The organism is Bradyrhizobium hipponense (genome assembly GCF_008123965.1).
In the GTDB taxonomy this organism is placed as follows: Bacteria; Pseudomonadota; Alphaproteobacteria; order Rhizobiales; family Xanthobacteraceae; genus Bradyrhizobium; species Bradyrhizobium hipponense.
The window spans coordinates 45204-65028 of record NZ_VSTH01000060.1 but is presented as its reverse complement, the minus strand read 5'-3'; the positions used below and the strand labels follow the sequence as shown (position 1 = coordinate 65028).

Genomic DNA, 19825 nt, shown 5'->3' with positions numbered 1-19825 from the left:
GCCCGGGCTTGTCCCGGGCATCCACGTTCTTCGTGCCGCGTGGCTAGCCGTGGATGGCCGGGACAAGCCCGGCCATGACGCGAAACAACTACGTAAAATAATATTCCCTATTTTCCTCCCCATACAGTGACTTGCTTCTCTTTTTGACCCGTGGCGTAGTAGGAACTGGAAACTGTTCAGCCGGGTCTTGCCATGATCTTCCGCCAGCTCTTCGACAGTGTTTCGGGCACCTACAGCTACCTGCTTGCGAGCCGCCCTGGCGGCGAGGCTCTGATCCTCGATCCCGTGCTGGAAAAGGTCGACCGCTACTGCCAGCTGCTGCGCGAGCTCGACCTCAAGCTGGTCAAGGCGGTCGACACTCATCTTCATGCCGATCACGTCACCGGCCTCGGCGAGTTGCGCGACCGCACCCATTGCATGACCGTCATGGGCGACCAGACCAAGGCCGACGTGGTGGCGATGCGGGTTGCCGACGGCGACAAGGTGACGATCGAGGGGCTGTCGCTCGACGTGATGTACACGCCCGGCCACACCGATGATTCCTATTCCTATCTGATGGGCGACCGCGTCTTCACCGGCGATACGCTGCTGATCCGCGGCACCGGGCGCACCGATTTCCAGAACGGCTCATCGCGAGCGCAGTACGAATCTATTTTCAACCGCCTGCTCAAGCTGCCGGACGAGACGATGGTCTTCCCGGCGCATGACTACAAGGGCGACACCGTCTCCACCATCGGCGAGGAGAAGCGCTACAATCCGCGGCTCCAGGTGCGCTCGGTCGACGAATATATCGAGCTGATGGCCAATCTGAAGCTGCCCAATCCGAAGATGATGGACGTCGCGGTGCCCGCCAACATGCATGTCGGCTTGCATCAGGAGGAGCTGGAGAAGGAGGGCCGCGCGCTCAGCGCGATCGAGGCGATCCGCTCGCTCGGCCGTCCCGACATCCTGCTGGTCGATCTGCGCGAGACCAATGAGCGGATCAAGCACGGCACGCTCGAAGGCGCGCTGCACACGCCTTATCCGTCCGTTGAGGAGAGCCTGAAGCCCGGGGGCATGCTGCGCGAGGTCGCGGCGGCGACCGGCCGGCGAGTTGTGTTCTTCTGCGCCTTCGGCGAGCGCTCGGCGATGGCGGTGGCCGCCGCCAAGGATGCCGGCCTTTCCAACACCGCTCACATCGCCGGTGGCATCGACGCCTGGAAAAAGGCCGGCGGCCCGGTCATGCGGGGCTGACGTCATCGTCCCCTTGAGATAAGTCAGGGAACGCACATATTTCCAGGCTAGAAGCGGATGACGCATCACCATCCGGGAACAGCCATGGCCAAGACCGCCAAACCAAGCAAGCCGCCCAAAAAGGCGGACGACAAAGCGAAAAAGCCGTCGCCCCCGCGCGACGATACCGACCATGATTACGAGGATGGCGACATCGCCACCCCGAAGCGCGATCGTTACGGCCCGGATGACGAGCCGTTGTGAGCGCGATACGTTTGACTGCACGCTGGCGCAACTCCATCAATGTCGTCCCGGCCTAGTGCGCAATTGCGTACTAGGCCGGGACGACGTTGGGGAGGCAGCGCGACTAATCAAACTGCCAGCCTTCGCCAGGACGACGGCGTGGGCGTCTGATTGTCTCCTCACGCACCCCACCCGCACTAGCTGCCATGCGCCTGCGTTCATGGACAAATAACCGCTGTCCCCGATAGTTTGCGCTCCCTTCGGACGTGAAACGGTAGTGCAATGGTCGACGTTCTCGCCGCACCGCAACAAGGCAAGGCGGACAGCGCGCTGCGCACGCTGACCGGAATCTCGATCGCGCATTGGGTCAGCCATTTTCATCTGCTGGTCCTGCCGATGCTGTTTCCGTTCCTGAAGACCCAGCTTGGCGTCGGCTATATCGAGCTCGGTTTCGCGCTAACCGTCCTGGCCGTCGTGTCGGGACTGACACAGGCCCCGACGGGCTATCTCGTCGACCATTTTGGCGCGCGAAGGATCCTGCTGGGCGGGCTGACGCTGGGTGGGCTTGCGCTGATCATCCTCGGCCTGCACCTGAGCTACACCTCGCTGATCGCGGCCGCCGTGTTGCTCGGGCTCGCCAACAGCGTCTATCACCCCGCCGACTATGCCATCTTGGCCAAGCACATGGACGAGGCGCGGATGGGCCGCGCCTTCTCGGTTCACACCTTTGCCGGCTATTTCGGTGGCGCGGTGGCGCCGGCGATCGTCGCAGCGCTGGTCATTGTATCCGGCGGCGCCGGCGCGCTGATCGCATCGGGCGCCATCGGCGTGCTGGTGGCGCTGCTGCTGCTCTTGATGAACATTCCCGATGCCGGCGCCAACAAGAATAGGCCGGGCAACACGGCCGAGCCGAAGCAGGCCGTCATCACGCCGGCCCTGATCACATTGACCATGCTGTTCATGCTGCTCAGCCTGTCAGTTGCCGGCATCAGTAATTTCGGCGTGGTCGCCCTGATGAGCGGTTACGGCGCCTCCTACTCCGCCGCCAATGTCGCACTGACGGCGTTCCTCGCCGCCAGCGCCGCCGGGGTGCTGGCGGGCGGCTTTCTCGCCGACCGCACCGAGCGCCACGGCTACGTCGCCGCGGCCTGCTTTGCCACGAACGCGGCGATCGTGCTGCTGATTGCTTTGGTCACACTGCCGGGCTGGGCTTTGACGGCGGCGATGACGGTCGCGGGCTTCCTCTCCGGCGTGATCGCGCCCTCGCGCGACATGCTGGTGCGCAATGCGGCGCCTCCGGGCGCCGCGGGCCGCGCCTTCGGCATCGTCTCCACCGGCTTCAATCTCGGCGGCATCGTCAGCCCGCTGCTGTTCGGCTGGATCATGGACCAGAGCGCGCCGCACTGGGTGTTCGGCGCCTCCGTGATCTTCATGCTGGCAACGGTGGTGCTGTCGCCGTTCACGGAGCGGAAGCCGCAACGCGGTTCTTGAGCCCACCGGCTCGCCACAAACTCAAATCGTCGTCCCGGCGAAGGCCGGGACCCATAGCCACAGGGAGTAGTTGCGGCGCGAAGCTGGTAACTCCGAGCCTTCGCCAAACTGCTCCCTGTGGTTATGGATCCCGGATCGGCGCTCCGCTTCGCTGCGCTTGTCCGGGACGACAGCTCCAAGCCGATCACGTCGGCGACACCACGCCCTTCAGTGCGGCTGGCTGCGAGACGGGCGTGCCGGTCAGCCTGGCGCGCTCGGTGTTCGGCCACAGCAGTAACAGGCCGAGCAGACCGGAGCCGACCATGATCACGGCGTTGATGGTGAAGCCGGTCATATAGCCGTCGACCATGTTTCCGGCGCGCTGGATCACGGTGCCCATGACGGCGGGTGCGATAATGCCCGAGAGCGTGTAGAGCGCACCGTAAATCGCGAGAACCGCGCCGCGCTGCGAGGCCGGAGTGAATTCGCCGAGCATGGGCGGGCAGACCACATAGATCGCACCGCACAGGCCCGTGCCGACCACGAGCAGGGCAATCTGGAGACCCGCGCCTTGGACATGCGGCATCGTGGCCAGGATCAGGCCGCCGAGCACAAGTGGCGCCGAACCGAATACGCCGCGCGCGATGCGTGTGGTCGAGCCGCGCGCCATCATCACCTGCGCGATCCAGCCGGTGAGGATCACGATGGTGGCGCCGAACACCCAAGGCAGGATTGAAATGAAGCCGGCCTGACTCTGCGAGAAGCCGAGCCCCTTGACGATGAAGGGCGTGAACCAGGTGAGCCCGAGCGACAGCGCCCAATAGGCGCCGAAGGTCGCGGCGACGCAGCCGATGAAGGTGCGTGACGTGAGCAGCTGAAGATAGGGGATCCTCGGCTCGTTCGCTGCGAGAAACTGGGTATCCTCCAGCGGGCCTTCCTTGCCGAGCGCGAGCCAGGCCGCAACCCAGATCAGGCCGACGATTCCGAGCGCACCGAAGGCATAGTGCCAGGAGTGGTTGACGATGACCCAGTTCAGTGCCGGCACGGCCAGGATCACGCCGAACGCCGAGCCCTGCGAGAGAATTGCGGTCGGCAGCGTGCGCTTCTCGTCGGGGAACCATTTGTAGATCGCGTGCATAGCGACCGAAGCCGCCGGACCCTCGCCGGCGCCAAGCGCGACGCGGCAGATCACGAGTGTGGTGAAGCTGACGGTGCCAACCATCGGGAACTGAGTGAGCGCCCAGATCACGGCCAACGTCAGCAGCACCCAGCGCGTCGGCACCTTGTTGACGATGAAGCCGACCACGATGGCCGAAATCGAGAACAGGAAGAAGAACGACGAGCCAAGCAGGCCAAACTGCTCCGGCTCGAGCTTCAGCTCGGTCATGATCGGCACGCCGGCGAGACCGACGACGATCTTGTCGGCGAAGTTCACCAGCATGAACAGAAACAGGAGAAAGGTAACGGTCCAGGCGCCCTTTGGTGTTGGCTTCGACATCCCCGCCGTCTTGTCCGCCGCTTTGGGCGTTCCCTGAGCGCTCATGCTTCTCCCCCGTCTGTCTTATTTGGCACTTTATGATTTGGCTTTCCCGGAGCTAACAACGGCTTCGATGCCAACGCAACCCGGCATTTCCACGTCAACTGTGCTACGCAGCATTCCCGTTAATTCCGTCCGGCGCCATTGATCGTGCTGAGCATCAAAAATCTCTCCAAGACCTTCACCTCGGCCGGCGAACCGGTTCATGTGCTGCGCGGCGCCGACTTCGACCTCAGGGCCGGCGAGCGCGTCGCGCTGACCGGCGAATCCGGCAGCGGCAAGAGCACGCTGTTGCACCTGATCGCCGGGCTGGACGCCGCCGATGGCGGCTCGATCCGGCTGGAAGATACCGAGATCACCAAGCTGTCGGACGCAGGCCGCGCGGCGGTGCGGCGCGACCGGATCGGACTGGTTTTTCAGCAGTTCAATCTGATTCCGAGCCTGTCGGTCGAGGACAATCTCGCCTTCCAGGCGCGGATCTCCGGCCGGCACGATGTGGCCTGGACCAAGGAACTGGTCGAACGGCTCGGACTCGCCGGCCTGCTCAAGCGCTATCCCGAGCAATTGTCAGGCGGCCAGCAGCAGCGAGTCGCGATTGGCCGCGCCTTGGCGACAAAGCCCTCGCTGCTGCTCGCGGACGAACCGACCGGCAATCTTGACGAGGAGACCGCCGACGACGTGCTGGCGCTGGCGCGCGACCTCGTCGCGCGCACCGGCTGCGGCTTCCTGATGGTGACGCACAGCCTGCACCTGGCCGGCACGCTCGACCGCCACGTCACCCTGCATGCGGGGCGGATCGCATGAGACGGGCGCTGTGGGTTCTCGCGGTGCTGCTCAGCCATTGGCGGCGGCACAAGATGCAGTTCGCCACGCTCCTGATCGGACTGATCGCGGCGACCGCGCTGTGGAGCGGCGTGCAGGCAATCAACCAACAGGCCCGCAGCGCCTATGACCGCGCCGCGGCGACCTTCGGCGGCGTGCGCACGGCGATGCTGGCTGCGCCGAATGCGGCGACCTTCTCGCAGGACCTGTTCGTCAAGCTCCGCCGCGCGGGCTGGCCGGTCTCGCCGGTGCTGGAAGGCCGGGTCCAGATCAACGGACGTTCGCTGCGGCTGCTCGGCATCGAGCCGGTGACGCTGCCGGCCGATGTCGGCAACGCGCCGCGCCTGGGAGCTTCGGATTTGAGCAGTTTTGTTGCACCGCCCGGCCAGACATTGGTGGCGCGGGAGACGCTGACGGACCTCCAGGAGCAAGAGGGCGCGGCACCCTCGATCAGCAGTGGCGCAAAGCTGCCGCCGCTGCGCGTGCTGCCGCAGCTCGTCCCTGAGGTGCTGGTGGTCGACATTGGCGTGGCGCAGCGTCTGCTGAATAAGCCGGACCAGGTATCGCGGCTCCTGATCGGGAAGCCGAAGGGCAGGCCCGCGCCGCTTGCAAGCATCGTCGGCGACCAGTTGCAGCTGATAGAGCCGAACGCGGAGACGGAGCTGGAGCGCCTCACCGACAGCTTTCACCTCAACCTCACCGCGTTCGGCCTGTTGTCGTTCTTCGTCGGCCTGTTCATCGTCAATTCGGCCGTCGGCCTCGCCTTCGAGCAGCGGCTGCCGATGCTGCGCACCTTGCGGGCCTGCGGCGCGTCGGCACGGCTGGTCAACACGGTCATGGTGGTCGAGCTGGTGGTGCTGGCGCTGGTCGCCGGCTTGATCGGGCTCGCCTGCGGCTATTTCATCGCGGCTGCGCTATTGCCCGACGTCGCGGCCTCGCTGCGCGGGCTCTATGGCGCGCAGATCCCGGGGCAACTCACGCTGCGGCCCGAATGGTGGCTCGCCGGCATCGGCATCAGCATCGCCGGCGCGATGGTGGCGGCCGCGACCAGCCTGATCAAGGCGATCCGGATGCCGGTGCTGGCGACGGCGCAGCCGTACGCCTGGCAGCAGAGGCAGCGCCGCTGGCTGATCCTGCAAAGCGCGGCGGCCTGCGCCGTGTTCGCGGTCGCACTGCTGCTGCTTCGCTATGGCGAGTCGCTGATCGCTGGTTTTGGCGTGCTGGCGGCCCTGATGTTCGGCGCGGCACTGATCCTGCCGGCTTTCCTCGAAATCATCCTGCTTGCAGGCCAGCGCACCGCGCGGGGGCCGCTGGCGCGATGGTTCTGGGCGGACAGCCGGCAACAGCTGTCCGGATTGTCGCTGGCGTTGATGGCGCTGCTGCTCGCGCTCGCCGTCAATGTCGGCGTCTCCACCATGGTGGAAACCTTCAGCCGGACCTTTGTCGGCTGGCTCAACGGCCGGCTCGCGGCCGATGTCTACATCAGCGCCTCCGACAATGCGCAAGGCGTCGCGATTCGAAACTGGTTGAAGGACCGCAACGAGGTCCAGGCAATCCTCTCGGGCGGGCGCGCCGAGACGCAGGTTCAGGGCCAGCCGGCGGAACTGCTCGGCCTTCCCGATCATGCGCTCTATCGCGAGCGCTGGCCGCTGCTTGAGGCCGCGCCGCGGGCCTGGAGCCGGCTCGTGCCGGGCAATGCCGCCTTCATCAGCGAGCAGCTGAGCCGCCGTATCAACGTCCGCATCGGCGATGTGGTCGAGGTGCCGGCACCGGGCGGGACCTGGGAGCTCGACATCGTCGGCATCTACGCCGACTACGGCAATCCCAAGGGACAGTTGGCGGTCAATGTCGCGGCGCTGATCCGGCAGTTTCCGCAGACGCCGCAAACGCGGATCGGCCTCATCGTTGCGCGGGACAAGATTGCCGGATTGATCGCGGCATTGCAGCAGCGGTTTGCGCTCGACGAGCGCAGCGTCGCCGACCAAGCGACGGTGAAGGCCGAATCGATCCGCATCTTCAACCGCACCTTTGCCGTGACATCGGCGTTGAACGCCTTCACGCTTGGCGTGGCCGGCATTGCGCTCCTGACCAGCCTGCTGACGCTGGCGAATTCCCGCCTGCCGCAGCTCGCGCCGCTGTGGGCGATCGGGATCACGCGGCCACGCCTCGCCGCGATCGAACTGACCAAGACGCTGTCGGTCGCGCTGTTCACGGCGCTGCTCGCCGTACCGCTCGGGCTGTTGGTGGCGTGGTGCCTGATTGCGATCGTCAACGTGAAGGCGTTCGGCTGGCGGCTGCCATTCCACGTGTTTCCGCTGCAACTGGTCGAACTGGTCGCCGTCGCGCTGTTCGCCTCGCTGCTTGCCGCAGCACTGCCGGTCTTGCGGCTGGCGCGGATGCAGCCGGCAAACCTCGTCAAGGTGTTTGCCAATGAGCGCTGACAGAATCTCGCGGCGCGTCTTTGCCGGCGGCATCGCCGCGCTCGCGCTCGCGCGCCGTGCTGCTGCGCAGGGCTATGCCGGGCTCGGCGAGACAGCCGACGGCTTTGCGCGGGTCGCGCCGGGAAAGCTGTTTACTTTTCCGGCCGATCACGGGCCGCATCCGGAGTTCCGCATCGAATGGTGGTATCTGACGGCGAACCTCGTCGATCGCAGCGGCGCGGCATGCGGGCTGCAATGGACGCTGTTCCGACAGGCGACGCAGCCGGGGCCGCAAGGCGAGGGCTGGGCCAATCAGCAGCTCTGGATGGGGCATGCCGCGGTGACGCGCGCCGATACCCATCGCTTCGGCGAGCTGTTTTCGCGCGGCGGCGTCGGACAGGCCGGCGTCACGGCTAGGCCGTTCGCGGCCTGGATCGACGATTGGGAAATCAAGGGATCCGAGCAGACCGACGATCGCACCTTGTCACCACTGACGCTGAAGGCTTCAGGCACCGACTTTAGCTACGCGCTCACGCTGGAAGCCGATCGGCCGGTGGTGCTGCAGGGCGATGGCGGCTTCAGCCGCAAGTCCGAGCGCGGGCAAGCGTCCTACTATTACAGCCAGCCGTTCTTTCGCGCGCGCGGCACCTTTACGATTGACGACAAGCCGGTCGATGTCACGGGCCAGGCCTGGATGGACCGCGAATGGAGCAGCCAGCCGCTCGACGCCGACCAGACCGGCTGGGACTGGCTATCGCTGCATCTCGCCTCCGGCGACAAGCTGATGCTGTACCGGCTGCGCCAGAAGGACGGCAGACATTATCCATTCGGCAACTGGATCAACGCAGACGGCCGCACGCAAATGATCGCGGGAAACGATATCCAGATGACCCCGAAGGCGACGGCAGAGGTCGCAGGACGCAAGCTCCCGTTGGAATGGCAGATCGCGATCCCGTCGCGATCGTTCTCGATTGTCTGCAAACCTCTCAATGCAAAAGCATGGATGGGGACCGGCTTCTCCTACTGGGAAGGACCGATCAGCTTTGTCGGTACGCATGATGGCGTTGGCTATCTCGAGCTGACCGGGTATTGAACCGCGACCTCCTTATCAAGGAACTAGCGATGTATCACCTTACCGCCCTCGTCACGCTGCTGGCGATCGTGTTTTATTTCTTCACCAGCATCAACGTGTCGCGGTCGCGCACCAGGACCGGCGTCAAGGTCCCGGCGATGTCGGGACACCCGGATTTCGAGCGCGCCTTCCGCATCCAGATGAATACGCTGGAATGGATGCCGATCTTCCTGCCGTCGCTCTGGCTGTTCGCGATCTATATCAGCGATGCGGCCGCAGCCGGAATCGGCGCGGTCTGGATTATCGGCCGCATCGTCTACTTCATCGGCTATTCGAAGGCTGCCGCCAAGCGCGGCCCAGGCTTTGCGATCCAGGGCATCGCCAGCATCGTGCTGTGGGCCGGCGCGCTGGGAGCGGTGGTGTTGCGACTGGTGTAATTCCGTAAGCTCTTCGCATCTGCACCCTGACATGATGAGAGCGTAGCCTTCGTCCTTGCGTCATCCGAATTGTCGAGGAGGCAGCCGGCCTTGCCGGTTGCCTCGCTGCGCCTGCGTCGCTATCGTTCGCCCTAACAGGCCGCAAAGGCCCAAAAAGGCAGAAGTCCAGGGAGGACGAGGATGCGGAGCGTGTGGGCGCTCGCCGCGACGGCGGCGCTATCTTTGCTGGCGTTTTCGACCATCACGTTGGCCGGCGAGCCCAAGCAGGGCGGGATTTTGCGGATGTACCACCGCGACAGCCCCGGCAATGCCTCGATCCACGAAGGCGCGACCTACTCGATCAACGTTCCCTTCATGCCTGTGTTCAACAACCTCGTCATCTACAAGCAGGAGGTGGCGCAGAACAGCATGGACACCATCGTGCCGGAACTCGCAGAGAGTTGGGCCTGGGCGGGCGACAACAAGACCTTGACCTTCAAGCTGCGCCAGGGGGTCAAATGGCATGACGGCAAGCCGTTCACATCTGCCGACGTCAAATGCACCTTCGACATGCTGATGGGCAAGTCGCAGCAAAAGTTCCGGCAGAACCCGCGCAAGACCTGGTACGAACAGGTCAACGACGTCACGACCAGCGGCGATTTCGAGGTCTCCTTCAACCTGAAGCGGCCGCAGCCTTCGCTGCTGGCGCTGCTCGCCTCGGGCTACACGCCGGTCTATCCCTGCCACGTCTCGCCCGGCGAGATGCGCACCCATCCGATCGGCACCGGCCCGTTCAGGTTCGTCGAGTTCAAGGCCAATGAATCGATCAAGCTGGTCCGCAATCCCGACTACTGGCGCAAGGGCCGGCCTTATCTTGATGGCATCGAGTTCACCATCATCCCGAACCGCTCGACCGCTATCCTCGCCTTCGTCGCCGGCAAGTTCGACATGACGTTCCCGACGCATATCACGATCCCGCTGCTGAAGGACGTGAAATCCCAGTCACCGAATGCAGTCTGCAGGGTCGAGCCCACCAACGTCTCGACCAACATCATCGTCAATTCGTCCGCGCCACCGTTCGATAACATCGATATCCGCCGCGCCATGGCGATGGCGCTCGACCGCAAGGCCTTCGTTTCCATCTTGTTCGAAGGGCAGGCCGATATCGGCGGCACCATGCTGCCGCCACCGCAGGGTCTCTGGGGCATGCCAAAGGACCCGCTGGAGAGCATTCCCGGTTACGGACCGGATGTGAACGCCAGCCGCGAGGAGGCGCGCAAACTGATGCAGAAGGCGGGCTACGGCCCGGACAAGCACCTTGCGGTCAAGGTCGCCACCCGCAACCTCGCGGAATATCGCGATCCGGCGGTGATCCTGATCGACCAGCTCAAGAGCATCTATATCGACGGCGAGCTCGACGTCGTCGAGACCGCGAACTGGTTTCCGAAAGTCGCCCGCAAGGACTACATGCTCGGCCTCAATCTGACCGGCAACGCCGTCGACGATCCCGACCAGTCGTTCTACGAGAACTATTCCTGCGGTTCGGAGCGCAACTACACCAATTACTGCAACAAGGAGATCGAAAAGCTGTTCGACGTGCAGTCGCAGGAGACCGACCTCAACAAGCGCAAAAAGCTGGTGTGGGATATCGACAAGAAGTTGCAGGAGGACGTCGCGCGCCCGATCATCTTCCATGCGCGCGCCGGCACTTGCTGGCACCCCTATGTCAAGGGTGTGACCGTGATGTCGAACAGCTCCTACAACGGCTATCGCTACGAGGACGTCTGGATGGACAAATAACGCAGGCGACGGGCAGCTTACGAGATCGGCAGGAGAGGAAAGATGTTTGCCTATCTGGTACGGCGGCTGTTCCTGATGCTGGTGACCCTGTTCGGGATCTCGGTCGTCATCTTCTTCCTGCTGCGCATCGTACCCGGCAACATCGTCGATATCCTGTTTGCCGCGGCCGGGTATGTCGATCCCGCCGACAAGGCCACTCTCGAAAAGGAGCTCGGCATCGACCAACCGCTGGTGGTGCAATATCTGCACTGGATCGGCGGCTTTCTGCGCGGCGATTTCGGCTACTCCTACGTTTCGGAGAAGCCGGCGCTTCAGGAGATCCTGCCGCGGATCCCGATCACGGCGCGGCTGGCCGGGCTGGCGCTGCTGTTTTCCGCGTCGATCGGCATTCCGCTCGGCGTCATCAGCGCGGTCAAGCAGGGAACGCGGCTCGACTATGCCTTGCGCGTGATCAGCCTCAGCGGCCTGTCGCTGCCCTCGTTCTGGCTCGGCCTTTTGATACTCACAGCGTCGGTGGCGATGTTCGGCCAGATGCCGATCTTCAATCCCAATCCGCAGACATATCTCGAAGCCTTCGCGACCTATGCCGTGCCCGCCGCCGCCGTCGGGTTCCGCAGCGCCGCGCTGACCATGCGCATCACCCGCTCCTCGATGCTGGAGGTGTTGCGCCAGGACTACATCCGCACCGCGCGGGCGAAAGGTGCGTCCGACGCGGCCGTGAACTATCAGCACGCGCTGAAGAACGCGATTTTGCCCGTGATCACCGTGATCGGCATCGAGGCTGCGTTCCTGATCGGCGGCCTGATCGTCACCGAAACCGTGTTCAATATTCCCGGCGTCGCACGCTTCCTGGTCGAGGCGATCCGCTGGCGCGATTATCCGATCGTGCAGAACCTCGTGATGCTGATCGCGGTCGTGGTGGTGAGCGCGAATTTCATCGTCGACATGCTGTACGCGGTGTTCGACCCGCGGATCAGGTACACGGATTAGGAGCTCTGCTTGGTCTCTATCGACTATGATCTCGAACTGAGGCGGGCCGGTGCATACGCGACTGGCGGCTGGCGGCGCGTGCTGTTCCTGGCGCAGCGCCATGTGCTGGGTGCGGCAGGACTCGTCATCATGACCCTGTTCGTGTTCACGGCGATCTTCGCCGACTTCATCGCACGCTACGATCCGCTGACGATCGATTCCGCCCGCGCGCTGGCGCGCCCCAGCCTGGTGCACTGGATGGGCACGGATTCCTTCGGCCGCGACGTGTTCAGCCGCATCATCCACGGCGCGCGGGTCTCGCTGGCGGTGGGGATCGGCTCGACCGCGCTCGGCGGCACGATTGGCGTCATCGTCGGGCTCACCTCCGGCTATCTCGGCGGTTGGGTCGATCTGGTGTTCCAGCGCGTCTCCGACGTCCTCCAAGCACTGCCGCTATTGGTGCTGGCGCTGGTGATGACGGCAGCCCTCGGCCCGTCGCTGCCGAACGTGATCATCGCGATCGCCATTCCGCTGATCCCGACGGTAGCGCGCGTGATCCGCGCCAACACGCTGGCACTGCGCGAATTGCCCTTCGTCGAAGCGGCCAAGTCGATCGGCATGAGCGAGGTGCGGATCGCGCTCCGCCACGTGCTGCCGAACACGCTGGCGCCGCTGATCGTGCTCGCGACCGCGCAGCTCGGCTCGACCATCCTCACCGAGGCCTCGCTCTCCTTTCTCGGGCTCGGCATTCCCGAGCCCTATCCATCCTGGGGCCGGATGCTGTCGGAATCCGCAGCCGAATATGTTCGCACCGCGCCGTGGCTGGTCATCTTCCCGGGCATCGCCATCAGCCTCGCTGTGTTCGGCGCCAATCTGTTCGGCGACGCCCTGCGCGACATCCTCGATCCCCGGCAGCGCGGCTGATGAAAGAAGCAACCGATCTCGTGCTGGAGGTGAAGAACCTGAAGACGGTGTTCTTCACGAACTCCGGTCTGTTCAAGGCGGTCGACGACGTCTCATTCACCGTCAGGCGCGGCGAGACGCTGGCGATCGTCGGCGAATCCGGCTGCGGCAAGAGCGTGACCGCGCTGTCGCTGATGCGGCTCGTCCCCGATCCGCCCGGGCGCATCGTCGGCGGCTCCGTCACGCTCGAAGGCACCGAATTATTGGCGCTGGACGAGACAAGGATGCGCGCGATCCGCGGCAATCGCATCTCCATGATCTTCCAGGAGCCGATGACCTCGCTCAATCCCGTCATGCGGATCGGCGACCAGATCGCTGAGGCCGTGCGGCTGCACCGGGCTATGCCGAACCGGGAGGCCCAGGACATCGCAGTCGAGATGCTGCGGCTGGTGCGCATTCCCGAGCCGGCGCGGCGCGCGAGGGAATATCCGCATCAGCTCTCCGGCGGCATGCGCCAGCGCGCGATGATCGCGATGGCATTGGCTTGCCGGCCGGCGCTGCTGATCGCGGACGAGCCGACCACCGCGCTTGATGTCACCATCCAGGCGCAGATTCTGGCACTCATCCTCGACCTTCAGAAAGAACTCGGCACCGGCCTCGTGCTGATCACGCACGATCTCGGTGTCGTCGCCCAGACGGCGCAGCGCGTCATCGTGATGTATGCCGGGAAGAAGGTCGAGGAAGCCAGCGTCGAGGCGCTGTTTGCCGCGCCAAAGCATCCCTATACGCGCGGGCTGATGGCCTCGATCCCGGCGGTGCCGGCGTCCGGTCTTGCCGCGCAGGCGCGACTGAACGAAATTCCCGGGACGGTACCGTCACTGGTCCGGCTACCGCCCGGCTGCCCCTTTGCGCCGCGCTGCAAGCTCGCGATCAAGCATTGCGAGGCCGAGTATCCACCGCTCGCCGATTGGGGCGGCGGCCATCTCGCCGCCTGCTGGCGCGCGGCCGAAATCGCGGAGGTGGCATGACCGAGGCGCTGCTGGAGGTCACCGATCTGACAAAGCACTATCCGGTGCGCGCCGGCGTGTTGCGCCGGCAGGTCGGCACCGTGCACGCAGTCGACGGCGTCTCGTTCTCGGTGGGTGTTGGGGAGACACTGGGGCTGGTCGGAGAATCCGGCTGCGGCAAATCGACGGTGGCGCGCAGCGTGCTGCGGCTGGTCGAGCCGACATCTGGGCATATCCGCCTCGGTGGCGAGGACATCACCCACCTCTCGAAGACTGCGCTTCGGCCGCATCGCCGTTCGATGCAGATCGTGTTCCAGGACCCATTCGCCTCGCTCAATCCGCGCATGACTGCGGGCGACATCGTCGGCGAGCCACTGGCCGTGCATGGTCTCGCCAGCGGCAAAGCACTGGAGGCACGTACCGCAAAGCTGTTCGAGCAGGTGGGCTTAAGGCCCGACCAGATGCGCAGCTTCCCGCATCAGTTTTCCGGCGGACAGCGCCAGCGTATCTGCATTGCCCGCGCGCTTGCGCTCGGGCCGCGCCTGATCGTGTGCGACGAGCCGGTCTCGGCGCTCGACGTCTCGATCCAGGCGCAGGTGATCAACCTGCTGATCGATTTGCAACGGCAGCACGGCTTCTCCTACCTTTTCATCGCGCATGACCTCGCGGTGGTCGCCCATATCAGCCACCGCGTCGCCGTGATGTATCTCGGCCGCATCGTCGAGATCGCCGACAAGGACGAGCTGTTCCGCAATCCGCGCCATCCCTATACGCAAGCTCTGCTCGCCTCGGTACCGATCGCCAACCCGCTTGCCAAAAAGCTCACACCGCTGGTCGACGGCGACGTGCCGAGCCCGGTCAATCCGCCCTCGGGCTGCGCGTTTCACACCCGGTGTCGGTTTGCGATGGAACGATGCAAGATCGAGCGGCCGGGGCTGATGGAGGCCGGCGACGGGCACCACGTGGCGTGCTTGCTGAATGAGGGGACGGGGCGGCCAAACTCGATCCCGTAGGGTGGGCAAAGCGAAGCGTGCCCACCATCACAACCGCAATTGCCGCACGATGGTGGGCACGGCGCTAAGCGCCTTTGCCCACCCTACAATCTCGGGCGCAGCAACAGACGCCGGGACGACGATCGGGGTTGGCGAATGGCTCCATCCCCATCGTCATTGCGGGCGCAGCGAAGCAATCCAGAATCCTTCCGCAGCGGCAGTCTGGATTGCTTCGCTGCGCTCGCAATGACGGAGTATGAAGCCTACCCCGCCCCAATCTCGACCACGATCCGGCCCGTCGTAACCTGCTCGCCCTCGTTGACCTCGATGGCCGCGATTACGCCGTCGATGCCGGCCTTGTGGACGTGCTCCATCTTCATGGCTTCCAGTATCAGCACCGGCTGGCTGGCGCTGACACGCTCGCCCGGCTTGACCAGGACGGCGACCACGCGGCCGTTCATGGCGGCGCGGACCTTGCCGTCGCCGCCGTTGGTTGCGGCGGATTTTGGCGCGGTGAGGGTGAGATCGATGACCGCAAGCGGGACGCCGCGGTGCTGAATGTAGAGCCGGTCGCCGTCGCGCAAAAAATTTGCGCTGTCCATGACGCCGTCATGGCGGAAGCGAACCGTGTCGGCATCGAGCTGATCGATCTCGAACCTGTCCTGGCGACCGCCGACCGCAACCGTGAAGCCGCCGTCGCGTTCGCGGGTGACCTCGACCTCACCCGTGTGGCCGGTGATCTCGATCTTCGCGGGCAGCGGAAACGTTGCCGCCAGACTCCGTCCGCCGCGCCATGGCGGCGCGAGGGGGCTCGTGACGTAAAGCAAGAGACCCGCCAGGGCTGTCTCGAACGCGCTATCCTGCCGTGGCGCCAGCAGCTCATCGCGATGCGCGCCGATGAAAGCCGTGGTCGCCTCGCCCCTGGCAAAACCGGGATGGCGCAGGCACGACATCAGGAAGGCCTGATTGGTGGTCACGCCGAAGGCGGTGAGCTGCTCCAGGCCGACGATCAGGCGCCCTCGCGCCTCCTCGCGCGTCATGCCATGGCTGATCACCTTGGCGATCATGGAATCGTAGAACGGCGGAATCTCCGAACCCGATTGCAACGCGTGTTCGACGCGCAATCCATCCGGCACCTGCCAGCGCGCCATGCGACCGGACTGCGGCATGAAATCGTGCGCGGCATCTTCCGAGCACAGCCGGACCTCGATGGCATGGCCCGAGAACCTGATGTCCTGCTGCTTCACCGGCAGCGGCTCGCCACGCGCGATGCGCAGTTGCAATTCGACGAGATCGAGACCGGTGATCGCTTCCGTCACGGGATGCTCGACCTGGAGGCGCGCGTTCATCTCCATGAAGTAGAATTCGCCGCTTGGGTCGAGCAGGAATTCCAGCGTGCCGGCGCCCTCATAGCGCAGGGCCCTGACCGCGGCGACGGCGACCTCGCCCATTTTCGCGCGGAGCTCTGGCGTCACTGCCGGCGACGGCGCCTCCTCGATCAGCTTCTGATGGCGCCGCTGTACCGAGCAGTCGCGCTCGCCGAGATGGATGGCGCTGCCGTGGCTGTCTCCGAAGACCTGAATCTCGATATGGCGAGGATTCTGGATGGCGCGTTCGAGGATCACCGTTGGATCGCCAAAGGCCGTCTTGGCTTCGGAGCGCGCGCTGCGCAGCGCATCGGGAAACGAAGCCGCGTCGGCCACGAGCCGCATGCCGCGGCCGCCGCCGCCGGCGACCGCCTTGATCATCACGGGGAAGCCGATCTTTCTGGCCTCGGCGAGCATGACCTCGTCGGCCTGATCGGCGCCCTGGTAACCGGGCACGCAAGGCACGCCGGCCTTCTTCATGATCGCCTTGGCGCCCGCCTTGTTGCCCATCGCCTCGATCGCCTGCGGCGACGGGCCGATGAAGACGAGGCCCGCATCCTTGCAGGCCTGCGCGAACGCCTCGTTCTCGGCGAGGAAGCCATAGCCGGGATGCACGGCGTCCGCGCTGCTGGCCTTCGCCGCGGCAATGATGGCGGCGATGTTGAGATAGGATTGCGCCGGCAGCGCTTCGCCGATGCGCACGGCCTGGTCGGCTTGCCGCACATTCAGCGCATCGCGATCGGCATCCGAATAGACCGCGACGACACCAAGTCCGAGCCGCCGCGCGCTGCGCATCACGCGCAGCGCGATCTCGCCGCGGTTGGCGATCAACACCTTGAAGAACGGCCGATGCTGCACTGATCCGTTCCTCATGGGCGGGCCACCGAGAACTGCATGCGCTGGGGCGAGCGCGCGTCGCCCTCGCGGCAGATCGCGAGCACTTCGGATAGCACCGCGCGGGTGTCGCGCGGATCGATCACGCCATCGTCGAGCACGCGGGCGCTGGTCGAGAACACGTCCATCTGGCCGTCGAAGACGCCGACGATCTGCGCCTTCATGGCCTCGAGCTTTTCCTTCTCGATCGGCTTGCCGCGCCGTGCTGCGGCAGCCTCAGTCACAATTGCCATGGTTTCGGCGGCCTGCTCGCCGCCCATCACGGCGGTCTTGGCGTTGGGCCAGGCGAAGCAGAAGCGTGGATGGAAGCCGCGGCCGCACATGCCGTAATTGCCGGCGCCGAATGAGGCGCCGCAATAGATGGTGATCTGCGGCACCGTCGCCGAGGTCACGGCCTGGATCATCTTCGATCCGTGCTTGATCATGCCGGCTTCTTCGTAAGCTTTGCCCACCATGTAGCCGGTGGTGTTGTTCAGATACAGCAGCGGCGTGCGGGTCTGGCAGCAGGCATGGATGAAATGCGTCGCCTTGTTGGCGCCGGCCGGATCAAGCGGACCGTTGTTGGTGATGATGCCGATCGCCTGCCCCTCGATGCGGGCATGGCCGCAGACGGTGGCGGGGCCGTAATTCGACGCCATCTCGGTAAAGTCGGAATCATCGACGATACGCGCGATCACCTGCTTCATGTCCACGGAGCGCTTGTGGTCCATCGGCATGATGCCGAGCAGCTCGTCCTGGTCGTAGCGCGGCAGTTTGAATTGAGGAGCTGCCCTGCCCGGCCGCTCCCACTCCAGCGCCGCCATGATCTCGCGTGCGATGCGCAGTGCGTCACGGTCGTCCTCGGCGAGATAGTCGCCGAGGCCGGAGATTTGCGTGTGCATCTCGGCGCCGCCGAGCTCTTCTTCGCTGGCGACCTCGCCGGTTGCGGCCTTCAGCAGCGGCGGCCCGGCGAGGAACGCGCGGGTGCGGCCGCGCACCATGACGATGTAGTCGGACAGGCCGGTCTGGTAGGCACCGCCTGCGGTGGAGGATCCATGGGTGACGGTGACGACCGGCAGGCCTGCCGCCGAGAGCCGCGCAAGGTTGCGAAAGATGTTGCCGCCACGAACAAAGTCCTCGACGCGGTAGCGCAACAGATTGGCGCCGGCGCTTTCGACCAGCTGGACGTAGGGCAACTTGTTCTCCAGTGCGAGCTCCTGCACCCGCAGTGTCTTGTCGAGGCCATAGGGCTGGAGCGCGCCGGCATCGATGCCGGCATCGTTGGCGCTGACCATGCAGCGGATGCCCGAGACGAAGCCGATGCCGGCAATGACGCCGCCACCGGGGACGCTCTTGCTCGCATCGGGCACATCGAACATGTAGCCGGCGAGCGTCGACAGCTCGATGAAAGGCGCGCCGGGGTCGAGCACCAGCGCGACGCGCTCGCGCGGCAGCAGCTGGCCACGCTTGTGAAAGCGATCCTTGGCTGCGGCGGACGCCGCGCGCGTGCGTTCCTCCAGCGCGCGCATGCGGTCGATCAAGGCGAGCATGCCGTCGCGATTGGCGTGGTAGGCCGCGCTGCCGGAGGAGATGGTATTTTCGATGGTGGACATGACATTTCCTGCTCGTCATTGCGAGGAGCGCAGCGACGAAGCAATCCAGACTGCTTCCACGGAGACCTTCTGGATTGCTTCGCTTCCGCCTTCGCTCTTCGAGCTTCGGCGGACAAGCCGCTCGCAATGACGGTTGAGGCGATACTTACCGATTCGTCCCAAAGATCTTCCGCGCCTCGGCCGGGCTCGCGATCTCGCGGCCGGCGCGGCGCGCGCAGGCGGCAGCGGCCTCGATCAGCTGGCCGTTCGAGGTCACCTTCTTGCCGTCGGCGAGATAGAAGGTGTCCTCCAGACCGGTGCGCAGATGACCGCCGAGCTCGGCACAGCGCTGGTGCAGCGGCCAGATCTCTTCACGTCCGATCGCCGTGACCTGCCAATGCGCCTCGGGGCGCTTCAGCTTGAGCAGGATCGGCAGCAGATCGGGATCCGACGGCATGCCGGACGCCACGCCCATCACGAAATTGTACTCCAGCGGGCCGCTGTACATGCCGACCTGGTTGTACATGCCGACGCAGCAGACGATGCCGACGTCAAAGCATTCGAACTCCGGGATGGTGCCGACCGCGTTCATGACGTCGAGATAGTCCTTCACCTTTTCGACCGAGTTGTCGAACATCATCGGCGGCCATGCCCATGTGTTGTCGGCCTTGACCTTCAGGTAATTCAACGAGCCGGCGTTGCAGGCGGCGATCTCCGGCCTGGTTTCGCGGATGCAATCGAGCGCGCCGCTGTAGTTCGGCCCGGAGACGCCGGAGGTGTGGTTGATGATCACGCCGGGACAGGCCTCGCGGATCGCCTGCTGAATTTCCTTGCTGACGCTGACCTCCCAGGACGGCAGGTGCCCCTTGTCCGGCGCCTGCTGGCGCAGATGGATGTGCATGATGCTGGCGCCGGCATCGAACGCAGCCTTGGCCTCGCGCGCCATCTGCTCCGGCGTGACCGGCACGTTGTGCTGCTTCGGGTCGGTGAGCACGCCGTTCAGCGCGCAGGTGATGACGACCTTGTCGCTCATGCGTCTTCGCCCATGACCTGGATATCTCGCACGTTGAGAATTCAACGCCTGCGATCATGTGACACGCGGCATGCGGCTTCTTGCGCGGAGAAGCTGA

Annotated in this window: 16 protein-coding genes; 12 read left to right on the top strand and 4 right to left on the bottom strand. The window is 64.9% G+C overall.

Going from position 1 to position 19825, the window contains the following annotated elements:
* Window positions 1–192: 192 nt before the first annotated feature.
* From FXV83_RS19930 to FXV83_RS19920, 3 genes are all read left to right on the top strand, one after another.
* Window positions 193–1233 (top strand): MBL fold metallo-hydrolase, encoded by a 1041-nt coding sequence (locus FXV83_RS19930; RefSeq protein WP_148741099.1) that lies wholly within the window; start codon window positions 193–195, stop codon window positions 1231–1233.
* 84 nt (window positions 1234–1317) lie between these two features.
* Window positions 1318–1476 carry a hypothetical protein gene (locus FXV83_RS19925; RefSeq protein WP_187436020.1) on the top strand — a complete coding sequence of 53 codons (159 nt, stop codon included), beginning with the start codon at window positions 1318–1320 and terminating at the stop codon, window positions 1474–1476.
* A 261-nt stretch (window positions 1477–1737) separates the two neighbouring features.
* The gene (locus tag FXV83_RS19920) at window positions 1738–2946 is read left to right on the top strand and encodes an MFS transporter (protein WP_148741097.1); all 1209 of its coding nucleotides are present in this window, start codon (window positions 1738–1740) and stop codon (window positions 2944–2946) included.
* Window positions 2947–3130: 184 nt separating this feature from the next.
* On the opposite strand, the gene FXV83_RS19915 is transcribed toward FXV83_RS19920, so the two are convergent.
* Window positions 3131–4468, bottom strand: coding sequence for an MFS transporter (locus FXV83_RS19915; RefSeq protein ID WP_148741096.1), 1338 nt, complete (start codon window positions 4466–4468; stop codon window positions 3131–3133).
* Window positions 4469–4612: 144 nt separating this feature from the next.
* Between FXV83_RS19915 and FXV83_RS19910 the strand changes: the two genes are divergently transcribed.
* From FXV83_RS19910 to FXV83_RS19870, 9 genes are all read left to right on the top strand, one after another.
* Entirely contained in the window at window positions 4613–5266 is a 654-nt protein-coding gene (locus tag FXV83_RS19910) for an ABC transporter ATP-binding protein (RefSeq protein WP_148741095.1), read from the top strand.
* Entirely contained in the window at window positions 5263–7725 is a 2463-nt protein-coding gene (locus FXV83_RS19905) for an ABC transporter permease (protein ID WP_148741094.1), read from the top strand. Before FXV83_RS19910 ends, FXV83_RS19905 begins: the two co-directional genes overlap by 4 nt.
* Complete coding sequence (locus FXV83_RS19900; protein WP_148741093.1) at window positions 7715–8797, top strand: lipocalin-like domain-containing protein; 1083 nt, start codon at window positions 7715–7717, stop codon at window positions 8795–8797. The genes FXV83_RS19905 and FXV83_RS19900 overlap by 11 nt, the downstream gene beginning before the upstream one ends.
* Window positions 8798–8826: 29 nt before the next feature.
* Window positions 8827–9213, top strand: a complete 387-nt coding sequence (locus tag FXV83_RS19895; protein ID WP_148741092.1) for an MAPEG family protein — start codon at window positions 8827–8829, stop codon at window positions 9211–9213.
* Window positions 9214–9393: 180 nt separating this feature from the next.
* A complete protein-coding gene (locus FXV83_RS19890) occupies window positions 9394–10992 on the top strand; it encodes an ABC transporter substrate-binding protein (protein ID WP_148741091.1) in 1599 nt (532 codons plus the stop codon).
* Window positions 10993–11034: 42 nt separating this feature from the next.
* A complete protein-coding gene (locus FXV83_RS19885; protein ID WP_148741090.1) occupies window positions 11035–11982 on the top strand; it encodes an ABC transporter permease in 948 nt (315 codons plus the stop codon).
* A 9-nt stretch (window positions 11983–11991) separates the two neighbouring features.
* Window positions 11992–12885, top strand: a complete 894-nt coding sequence (locus tag FXV83_RS19880) for an ABC transporter permease (protein ID WP_148741089.1) — start codon at window positions 11992–11994, stop codon at window positions 12883–12885.
* Entirely contained in the window at window positions 12885–13892 is a 1008-nt protein-coding gene (locus FXV83_RS19875; protein ID WP_148741088.1) for an ABC transporter ATP-binding protein, read from the top strand. The genes FXV83_RS19880 and FXV83_RS19875 overlap by 1 nt, the downstream gene beginning before the upstream one ends.
* Window positions 13889–14884 (top strand): ABC transporter ATP-binding protein, encoded by a 996-nt coding sequence (locus FXV83_RS19870; protein WP_148741087.1) that lies wholly within the window; start codon window positions 13889–13891, stop codon window positions 14882–14884. The genes FXV83_RS19875 and FXV83_RS19870 overlap by 4 nt, the downstream gene beginning before the upstream one ends.
* A 242-nt stretch (window positions 14885–15126) precedes the next feature.
* Here FXV83_RS19870 and FXV83_RS19860 read toward each other — a convergent pair whose 3' ends face one another.
* The 3 genes from FXV83_RS19860 to FXV83_RS19850 form a co-directional block, all read right to left on the bottom strand.
* Window positions 15127–17103 (bottom strand): acetyl/propionyl/methylcrotonyl-CoA carboxylase subunit alpha, encoded by a 1977-nt coding sequence (locus FXV83_RS19860; protein ID WP_148741085.1) that lies wholly within the window; start codon window positions 17101–17103, stop codon window positions 15127–15129.
* Window positions 17100–18716, bottom strand: coding sequence for an acyl-CoA carboxylase subunit beta (locus FXV83_RS19855; RefSeq protein WP_148741084.1), 1617 nt, complete (start codon window positions 18714–18716; stop codon window positions 17100–17102). Before FXV83_RS19855 ends, FXV83_RS19860 begins: the two co-directional genes overlap by 4 nt.
* A gap of 145 nt (window positions 18717–18861) precedes the next feature.
* Complete coding sequence (locus tag FXV83_RS19850) at window positions 18862–19728, bottom strand: beta-keto acid cleavage family enzyme (RefSeq protein WP_148741083.1); 867 nt, start codon at window positions 19726–19728, stop codon at window positions 18862–18864.
* Window positions 19729–19825: the final 97 nt, after the last annotated feature.